Source organism: Dellaglioa sp. CoH-55-MRSF-7, assembly GCF_056782235.1.
Genome location: NZ_JBXAYI010000151.1, coordinates 1 through 276, shown reverse-complemented (window position 1 = coordinate 276; position 276 = coordinate 1). Strand labels below are relative to the sequence as shown.

Sequence of the window (276 nt, the reverse complement as noted above, 5' to 3'; positions counted from 1 at the left end):
CGCGATCCTGAAAGAACTGGTGAATGTTGTACACCATCGGATGGAAATCAGACGGAAATGCAAAGTTTTGTTTCAGGATTTCGGTTGGCGTGTGATCCGACCAGATGTAATTCTGTTCCGTCACGTGTGGTACACGCATCGAGAAGCCATCCACGTGCCACACATCGTCGCTCACACTCTTCATGGGGCCGCAGCGAACCGTTACATACACGTACGGATGGTTGACCCCGAGTTTGCGCTGTTCAGCATCGGCACGGATCACCATCGGCTCGATCC

Annotated in this window: 1 protein-coding gene; it reads right to left on the bottom strand. The window is 52.9% G+C overall.

What is annotated here, in order from left to right; genetic code table 11:
• A partial coding sequence (locus tag AC1RPU_RS08210; RefSeq protein WP_481769681.1) for a hypothetical protein occupies positions 1–276 on the bottom strand: 276 nt, incomplete at both ends.